The sequence below is a fragment of the Methanobrevibacter sp. V74 genome (genome assembly GCF_963082495.1).
Classification (GTDB): Archaea; Methanobacteriota; Methanobacteria; order Methanobacteriales; family Methanobacteriaceae; genus Methanocatella.
The window spans coordinates 86,909-95,218 of the sequence record NZ_CAUJAN010000007.1 but is presented as its reverse complement, the minus strand read 5'-3'; the positions used below and the strand labels follow the sequence as shown (position 1 = coordinate 95,218).

At 26.7% G+C, this 8,310-nt stretch carries 13 protein-coding genes; 4 read left to right on the top strand and 9 right to left on the bottom strand.

Going from position 1 to position 8,310, the window contains the following annotated elements:
• The 3 genes from Q9969_RS10880 to Q9969_RS10870 all read right to left on the bottom strand — a co-directional run.
• The coding region (locus Q9969_RS10880; protein WP_305557675.1) for a transposase at positions 1-428 on the bottom strand (428 nt) is incomplete at its 3' end.
• 396 nt (positions 429-824) lie between these two features.
• Complete coding sequence (locus Q9969_RS10875; protein ID WP_305557673.1) at positions 825-1,292, bottom strand: helix-turn-helix domain-containing protein; 468 nt, start codon at positions 1,290-1,292, stop codon at positions 825-827.
• Between the two features lie 227 nt (positions 1,293-1,519).
• Positions 1,520-2,194 carry an Ig-like domain-containing protein gene (locus tag Q9969_RS10870; RefSeq protein WP_305557671.1) on the bottom strand — a complete coding sequence of 225 codons (675 nt, stop codon included), beginning with the start codon at positions 2,192-2,194 and terminating at the stop codon, positions 1,520-1,522.
• Positions 2,195-2,687: 493 nt separating this feature from the next.
• Here Q9969_RS10870 and Q9969_RS10865 point away from each other — a divergent pair, with 493 nt between their 5' ends.
• The 4 genes from Q9969_RS10865 to Q9969_RS10850 all read left to right on the top strand — a co-directional run bounded on the left by Q9969_RS10865 (position 2,688) and on the right by Q9969_RS10850 (position 4,109).
• Positions 2,688-3,038: a transposase gene (locus Q9969_RS10865; RefSeq protein WP_305557669.1), complete on the top strand. Its 351-nt coding sequence runs from the start codon at positions 2,688-2,690 to the stop codon at positions 3,036-3,038.
• 118 nt (positions 3,039-3,156) lie between these two features.
• Positions 3,157-3,318 carry a hypothetical protein gene (locus Q9969_RS10860; protein ID WP_305554156.1) on the top strand — a complete coding sequence of 54 codons (162 nt, stop codon included), beginning with the start codon at positions 3,157-3,159 and terminating at the stop codon, positions 3,316-3,318.
• The gene (locus Q9969_RS10855) at positions 3,251-3,610 is read left to right on the top strand and encodes a transposase (protein WP_305557687.1); all 360 of its coding nucleotides are present in this window, start codon (positions 3,251-3,253) and stop codon (positions 3,608-3,610) included. The genes Q9969_RS10860 and Q9969_RS10855 overlap by 68 nt, the downstream gene beginning before the upstream one ends.
• Before the next feature lie 37 nt (positions 3,611-3,647).
• Positions 3,648-4,109 (top strand): transposase, encoded by a 462-nt coding sequence (locus Q9969_RS10850; RefSeq protein ID WP_342766075.1) that lies wholly within the window; start codon positions 3,648-3,650, stop codon positions 4,107-4,109.
• A 131-nt stretch (positions 4,110-4,240) separates the two neighbouring features.
• Here Q9969_RS10850 and rhuM read toward each other — a convergent pair whose 3' ends face one another.
• The 6 genes from rhuM to Q9969_RS10820 all read right to left on the bottom strand — a co-directional run bounded on the left by rhuM (position 4,241) and on the right by Q9969_RS10820 (position 8,167).
• Entirely contained in the window at positions 4,241-5,269 is a 1,029-nt protein-coding gene (rhuM, locus tag Q9969_RS10845) for a RhuM family protein (RefSeq protein ID WP_305557667.1), read from the bottom strand.
• Between the two features lie 470 nt (positions 5,270-5,739).
• Positions 5,740-5,985, bottom strand: coding sequence for a transposase (locus tag Q9969_RS10840; RefSeq protein WP_305557683.1), 246 nt, complete (start codon positions 5,983-5,985; stop codon positions 5,740-5,742).
• A 220-nt stretch (positions 5,986-6,205) separates the two neighbouring features.
• Positions 6,206-6,457: a hypothetical protein gene (locus Q9969_RS10835; protein ID WP_305557665.1), complete on the bottom strand. Its 252-nt coding sequence runs from the start codon at positions 6,455-6,457 to the stop codon at positions 6,206-6,208.
• Positions 6,458-6,623: 166 nt separating this feature from the next.
• Positions 6,624-7,304, bottom strand: a complete 681-nt coding sequence (locus Q9969_RS10830) for a transposase (RefSeq protein ID WP_305557663.1) — start codon at positions 7,302-7,304, stop codon at positions 6,624-6,626.
• A gap of 222 nt (positions 7,305-7,526) precedes the next feature.
• Positions 7,527-7,940, bottom strand: coding sequence for a PIN domain-containing protein (locus Q9969_RS10825; protein ID WP_305557661.1), 414 nt, complete (start codon positions 7,938-7,940; stop codon positions 7,527-7,529).
• Entirely contained in the window at positions 7,937-8,167 is a 231-nt protein-coding gene (locus tag Q9969_RS10820; RefSeq protein ID WP_305557659.1) for an AbrB/MazE/SpoVT family DNA-binding domain-containing protein, read from the bottom strand. Before Q9969_RS10820 ends, Q9969_RS10825 begins: the two co-directional genes overlap by 4 nt.
• Positions 8,168-8,310 lie beyond the last annotated feature (143 nt).

Genomic DNA, 8,310 nt, shown 5'->3' with positions numbered 1-8,310 from the left:
GATGTTAAATCAACTATTTTGTAGTATTCTCGTTTAAATATTTCTATTAATTCATTTAAATTTTTATATATTGATTTATATATTGTAGACTTAATTTTACGCCATACATCTTCGATTGGATTTAAATCGGGACAGTATGGTTGTAAAAATATTAAGTTTATATTTAATATTTCGCATGCTTTTTCAACGATTTTAGCATGATGTATTCTTGCATTATCTAAAATAATGTTTATTTTCTTTTCTTTTGAGTTTATTTCAGTTATTTTGGGATTTAATAGATTATTTAATAATCTGGATCTTTTTTCATGCCATATTTTTCTGGAGTTGTTATTGTCTTCTTTATTGCAGATTTTTTGAATTTTTTCAATGGATGTTTGTTGTGAATTGTCATTATATAGTTCATTATTGATTTTATTAATTAAATCCATTTTATTTAGTGATTTAGAGGATAAATAGTTTTTTTATTTCGTCATCTGATAAATTTTCATTGTTTATTGCTTCTTTGATTAATTGTTTACCGGAAGTATTTTCCATGTTTTCAATACGGTAATGACATAATGTAATTTATAAATTGAAATGCATTATTTTTTGTGTTTACTTCCATGTATGAGTTGCAATTAATTCCTTGGAAACCAGTTACATTTATTCCAATTTTTACTGGATGTTTTCTTTGTATATTTTTTTTCTCCTGGAGTGTATAATACTCTTGTAACATTTGGAACATTTTGACATGATGTTTCGTCCAAAAAAGCAAAATATTCGGTTTTTAAATCAATGAAAGTTAGTTTTTTTTAAGATCTTCTTCGGGGTTTTCTGGACGAGTGTTATATTTGATGAAATGGTTTTCCATAGTTTAAATTTAGTTTTTGTCTTGTAATGACCCATATTTGCTTTTCACTGTATGTTATTCCATATTTTTCTTTAATAAGATTTTTCACATCTTTTAAATTATATTTTTCTTCATTTCCAGTGATAATTTCTTTTAATTCATTTAATTGTTGGTCAGTTAGGTAAGATTTTCTACCACAATTGGAATAATTTGAAAATAAGCCAGCAATGCCATTTTCATTATATTGTTTGACCCATCGTTCACCGGTTTTTCTTGAAATATTAATGTTTTTTGAGGCTTTAGCAATACTTTCACCGTTTGCAACCATGTGAATTACTAAAAGACGCCTATAAACATCGTAATATTTTCTGTACTCTTTCAACATTTCTGCAATTTCAGAAAGCTCTAAATGTTTCTTAATTTTATTATTAAATTTTTCCATGAGCATATATCTATAACTCATTAGGTATAAACTTTTGGTAAGAAACTATAAATAAGAGAATATATTTTTATAAGATATTAAAGCAATATTATCTTTAATTATATAATTTAAATATGTATTATCAATTATACAGTATTTAATGATTGTTTCTTAATAAACACTATAGAGAATATCTAAAACTTGTATTTAAAAACAGTATTAATACTAAAATAAATATAAAAAAGAGTTTCTCATTTAAAATGAGAAAATTAATAATAATATAATATAAAGTTTCCACTTAACAATTTGTAAGCATCTTCCTTTGTACATGGAATAGGATCACACAAAGGAGTCAATTTTTTAGTAGATCCTGCTATGTGTTCATTACCAAAAATACTAAAATCAGCGTCACAGTGAGCACAATATATTCCTCCCTCAGCACTCCCCCATTCAATTCTTCCTGTAGCAGGGAATCTTCCTTTACTTGTAACCTCATTTCCTGCCCAAAAAATACTCCAATAAAGTTCATTGCTTCCGCAATATGGGCAAACCCTTAAAAATTCAACCATATAAAAAGTATAATTATATTTTCCCATCTCTCCTGGAGCTGAAGCCCGTCCAATAGCTAGAATTGTTTTACCATCATCAGAAACACCATATTTATTAAAGTGTCTTCCGCTAGACGGATCAATTACTGTGATTTTATTTTGAATCGTATAACCAGTATCCATGTCTTTTGAAATAATTATATATTCTCCTTTATCAAAAGTAAAATTAACACTAGCTACACCATTAGCATCTGTTTGAACAATTTTTTCTGTGCCATTTATAGTTATACTAATGTTTTTATTTTGGGCAGCCCGTCCATTTTGATTAAATGCTTTTACAGTAAATGTTGAAGTTTTATTTTCAAATGTTACTACATCATCTGCTTTAAGAGGCACTACCTTAACGGTTACTGTTGTTTTAATTGATCCACCAGTATATGGATCTACTGATTTAAATGTGTAAGTTCCTTTTGCTAATTTGTTAATACTGAATGTTTTCAGTTGAATTATTCAAAACTCAGGTACTTTATTTTATATTGTTTTCAAGAGTGTTGGCAGAAATTATTGAGATTTAAATATTATTTAATTTTTAACCTATTTTCCTATTTTTATTAAACTTTGTTCAATTTTAATTCGTGAAAATTTTTTTCCATAAATTCATACTTTTTTTTATATTGGCCTTGTAATTATGGGTATTTTAATCTAATTATTTGTAAAAATTATTAATATTTAATTTTAATATTTTATTACTTATTATTCTAACTATAAGTTATTTAAATCTATCTTATTATATTAGAAATAACAAATATATAATTAATTATAGTTAATTCTATAATTATTTAATTTAATATAGGAGTTTTTGATTGATATGATTTTGGATAACTATATTTTGAGCGAAAAAAGTAGGGAAATTGAAGAAATGGAAGATGAATTTCAACTTATGTATCTTGCATCAACAATCGTTGATGGTGCGTTTAATTTCTTTAAAATCAAACGAAAAATTTCCAATGTTGGAAAACCACCTTTTGACCTCAAAGATATGATAAAACTAATTTTTTATGGATATATTAATAAAATAACAAGCACTGTGGAGTTAGCTTATAATGCAAAGTACAATTATTTGTATAATTTAATTTCACATTTTATAGAACCAAGTGACAGAACAATACGAGATTATTGTAAGTATTTTTCAACAAATTTACCAATTAATTATGAGTTTTATTCTGATTGTGGCCAATAGAATTGGATTAACTGATTTTGAACATATTGCAATTGATGGAACAATAAAAAAAATGCTTACAATTCCTCATTCAATATAATCAAAGAAAAAAGATATTATTTTATTAATAAAGCATTATTTGGTCGAAGAATTAACAAAAGATGAAATTAAAAAGCTTAGAAGAACCGTACGAAAATTTTTAGATGATAAATCAAAATCAGATAAAGAAAAAGTTGAAATTCTTTTTTTATTGGTGGCAGTTGTTGGACTATTCTGGACAGGTATCGTTAGCTTTGAATGATCATGATGCTCGACTGATGAAAGTTAAAGATAATGGACAAAAGTATCCTAAATTTTCATTTAATATTCAATTGGGAACTGATACGAAATCGAAGTTAATATGTGGAGTTAATGCAGTTCAAAATCCTACGGATCATTATCAAATTCCTGCATTAATGAATCAAATCCTCGTTAATTTAAAATTACAACCCACAAAAATTAGCGCGGATACAATCTATTCAACACTAGCAAATTTACAATATCTCGAGGAATTAGGTATAACTGCTTTTAATTCCAACAAAACAGTAAAATAGAGAGAATTCAGGTAATCTACCTGACAATCCATTTGCTATAGATTATTTTGTTTTTGATGAATATAAAAATGTTTTTATTTGTCCCAATAATGAAGAATTAACTCTTGATGGAGCATATCCTGCCCCACAAAAAAAAGGAGGAGGAAATAAAATCAAATTAGTCTATTCAAACTACCTAGCCTGCAAAAATTACAAATATAAAGTGAAATGCTATACAACCAACCATAGAGCAATAACAAGGTATGTCCACGAAGTTACATATAAAGTTGAAAGATTAATGTCTACTAAAGATGGAATTAAAGACTATAAATTACGTTCAAAGACTGTAGAAGCACATAACGGAACTTTCAAAAGAATTTACAACTATGATTATCTTCCAATAGTTGGTTTAAAAAGAGTACAAAACCAAATGTTCACAATCGTAGCATCATACAACCTAATAAGATTGTTTAATCTTATTAAAGAGAATAAAAGAAATGGATTTACATTCAGTCATTAGTGCAATAAAGTTCATATCACTAACTTAAAAAAATATTGAAAAAAGCTAAAGGATAAAATGAAAAATGTTCAAAATCTAATAATTTCTGCCAACACTCTTCAAACCAAAAAAAAAAATTGATTTTTACTAAATTATTGTTCTCCTTCAATTCTTTTTATATCATCAATTAATTTATCGAAATCAGATTTATAATTTTTATCTTGATCTAAACGGAATTCTTTATATTCTTTTATTGCATGGTTTCGAGCATTTAAAGCTGAAATTTTTCCTTTGTCCATTAATTTTGGTAATTGGCTTAAATCAATATATCCGTCCAGTAATAATTTCCAGTCAGCCATTTTTGTTTCTGTTTGTGTTCTGGCTCTTGTTTCTGCTAAAGTTAGAAAACCATCTACAAGAGTGTTTAAAGTGCTTATTTCCTTTTTATTTAAATAATTTTTAGAGATTACAACATCATATTGTAATATTTTACCATTCGGGGAATTCTTCCATGTTGTTAACCCCATATTGATTTTTGTTTTATCACTTCTATTTTTAATTATTTCTGCTGCAGTGTATCCTGTGACTGCATATATTAATTTATTTTGTACTGTTGCGAAGAATTCTTGAGAAACTTCAGCATTAGGATTATAATCAAAACTTGTTGCATAAATATCAGTTAATTTTTGATTAAATCTTCTTTCTGATGCTCTTATTTCACGTATTCTTTCAAGTAATTCATTGAAGTAATCTTTACCAAATCTTGAACCTTTTTTTAATAGTTCATCATCTAAAGCAAATCCTTTAATCATGTATTCTTTTAATACACTTGTAGTCCATCTGCGAAAGTGTGTTGCTTGTTTGCTGTTTACACGATATCCAACTGAGATGATTACATCTAAATTATATAGTATTGGTTGAGTTTTTGCATTTGGATTAATAACGATTTCACTATTAGTGGAATCGTTTGGATTGAAGGTTACTTCATTTTTTATTAATTCTCCATCCTCAAATATTTTAGTTAAATGTTTACTGATAGTATTAATGTTTTTATTGAATAATTCCGCCATTGTTTTTTGTGTGGTCCACATTGTTTCATTTTCTGAATCAATAATAACATTAATTGCCACTGCGCCTTCTTCACTAACATATAATAATGTGTTTGTTATTTCATTATTCATACTAATCTTATTACTCCTTTTTATAAGTTTATAATTTGTCAGCTATTTAGTGTAGGGGATGAATTCTATTTTATTAATACCAAACTCTATTTTATAATATTATCTTATTGAATATTTAAACTTTTTTATTTAATTAAATTAAAAAATGTTTAATATTAAAACCAGTGTTTAACAAAAAACATGAAAAATAGCAAACTGTACAAAAAAATTATAAAAAAAATAAGATTAAGTTATGAAGATAAACCTCCCCAATTCTTGTTCCTCTTCATAAATTGAATTTTCCAATGTTTCTATTAATATACTATGAGAATCCTGTTTTGAATAATTCAACTGAAACATTCAGTAAATACAAAAGTTATCAAAAGTTATCTGTGAGATTTAGGTGAGATTTTTTTATAAAAAAAGAGGATGTGACGCAAAATTTTTAATTGAATTTTGTGTTTTTAGATTTTTTATATTTTTTCTTATTTTTAGTTGTTTTTAGTGTTTATTTCGTTGTATATTCTTTTTAGGTTGTGTCCGATTGTATATAATTTGAATTCTGTATTTGTGTTTTTTATTCCGGTTGTTGTGAATTCATGGAGTTTCATGTTTTGTTTTATGTGTGCAAATGGTAGTTCTGCTGTTTTTGATCGTTTTTTGTAGATTTTTTGTGCCCATTCTGTTTCCATTTTCCGTTGCATTCTAATCTTGGAAGGGTTGCTATAGTCTTGAATTGTTCTGTAATTCTTTTTTTTTTGCAGCAGATTTCTTTCATAACACAGTTTTTACATTTATTAGTCCAATAAGTTATTTTTTGTTTGTTTTTGTATTCATATGTTCGTCTTCGATATAAAAGGGGGGGGGGGGGGGGAAATTTCTCCCAAAGGACAGATGTAGGTTTCAATTTCTGCATCGTAGCAGAAATTGTCTTTTTGGAATGGTTTTTCCCATAGATTATATTTTTTTTCTTTTCTTGAGAGTTTTTCTGGTGGATATGTATCCTTCTAAGCTTTTTTCTTCAAGATAGGTTGTGTTTTCATCAGTTGAATATCCATTATCAGCACTGAATTGGAAATTGGAAGGCAGTTCATCATAGATTCCAGTTAAATTGTTTTCTAATTGTTCTATTGATGGAATAAGCTCGAAATGGTCTGTTGGATTTTGTGTAATGTATGAAGATAGGATTATTCCTTTGTATTCATCCACAATGATTTGTGCATTGTAATCCCATTCCCATTTGCCTTTTTTTATTCATCATCAAGTGAGCATCAGGGTCGTTAATGCTGATTACATCTTTTGGTGATTCTTTTACTTTTTCTTCGAGTTCATTGAGTTTTTTTAAAACTTTTTCTGGATTTTTTTTCTGCTTGTTTTAAAAGATTTTTAAACTTGAAGAACGCAATTTATCTTTGTTTTTATTATTTTTAGAAGATTCTTGAATTTCTTTTACTGTTTCTTTGAATTTTTCTTTGTCTGTTAATGATTCTGGAACTGAATTTCCAGATTCATCTCCGAGTTCATCATCTTCTTGCTGATCAAGTTCAATACTTTTTTCAAGGTGTTCTTTCATGATTTTAATTTGGTTTTCATCAGTTAATTTATTAATTGATGTTTTTGCTTTGATTTTAGTTCCATCCAAGCTCAAATGATGGATTTTTATTAAATCATTTTCCTTTGCAATTTTGATGGTTGTTTTGAATGCTTCGTCGATTAAATCAGCATAATCGACTTTAAATCGCGCAATTGTCCGATAGGATGGTTTTTCCATTGCTGCAAGATACATATATGCAATGTCAGTTCTTGTTTTTCTTTCTATTTCTCTTGAAGACAATCCTCCATCAAATACGCTCATTAAAATGAGCCTGAGCAATAATCCTCGAGGATTAAAAGCAAATTCACCAGGCTTTCCACGAAATTCCTGGTTTGCTTTCGAACAATCAATTAAATCAACCACATTTTTAATAAAATAGCAAGGATGATCTTCAGGAATCAAATTTCGCAAGTCCATAGGGACCAACATAGTCTGATTTATATTATCATCTTTTAAAACCATGAATAACACAACCATAAATATTAATATCTATAATAAAAGATTGTACTTCATAGTATATAAAATTAAAGGAAAATTAGTCAATTAAAATTAGAAAAAATTGTGACTTCGTGTCACATCCTCAAAAATAGAAAAAAAGATAATTCATTTACTTCAGAAGGAGATTCTTCCTGAGAAAAGAAGTCGATTAATGATAAGACTCTTTAATCCATGAGATAACCTTATCTAAAATTGATATAATTGTATTTCATTGAATAGTTTGAAACCTTTATCAAAGCTAACAACATGATCCAATTTGTAATGATTAGAAATGATAATGCTCGAACAATCAACAAAACTAACTTTGAAGTTATTATTGTTATATTTCAAAAATAATTCCATTACTTTATCATTATAATGTTTAATATCGTATTCATCAACTATAATGAAATTATCCAATAAATAAGCATAAGCAAGCTTAACAATCTTATTATTTTTTGTTCTTTTCATCAAGATTGTTATAACTTCAAGTAAAATCCCATTAGTGATATAACATTTATTATTATCAATAATATTAATATGTTCTTTAGATATCTTATGATTACTATCCGTTTCTTTGAATAGTGAAACAATGAATGATGAATCTACAAAATATTTCATTCATACACTTCCTTATCAATATTCCATTTATCTTTATCTTTAACAATGCCTAATATATCTTTTGTAGTGATTTTTTTTCTTGGAATAAGAACAATTTCATTATCTTTGTTGATGCTCCAATCAATCATTGTATTATTAATATCAAAATCATATTTTTTTCTTATCTCTTTTGGAATAGCTACTTGGAAATTTTTATATAATTTTGTACTTGCTACTATATTTTCCATATGTGCATCACCTTAATGTTTTATACTAATGTTTTTATTATTCAGATAATATATATTTATCTGATTTTCGGCACTTTCAAAAACTTGTTTGATTTAAATATTTGCAAGTTTTTTATTAAAAACTTTTTCTTAATATTTGGAGT

Excerpts from the sequence above, each read along its gene's own strand:
- Q9969_RS10875 (WP_305557673.1), bottom strand. The coding sequence starts at position 1,292 with ATGAGTTATAGATATATGCTCATGGAAAAATTTAATAATAAAATTAAG.
- rhuM (WP_305557667.1), bottom strand. The coding sequence starts at position 5,269 with ATGAATAATGAAATAACAAACACATTATTATATGTTAGTGAAGAAGGC.
- Q9969_RS10830 (WP_305557663.1), bottom strand. The coding sequence starts at position 7,304 with ATGGTTTTAAAAGATGATAATATAAATCAGACTATGTTGGTCCCTATG.
- Q9969_RS10825 (WP_305557661.1), bottom strand. The coding sequence starts at position 7,940 with ATGAAATATTTTGTAGATTCATCATTCATTGTTTCACTATTCAAAGAA.
- Q9969_RS10820 (WP_305557659.1), bottom strand. The coding sequence starts at position 8,167 with ATGGAAAATATAGTAGCAAGTACAAAATTATATAAAAATTTCCAAGTA.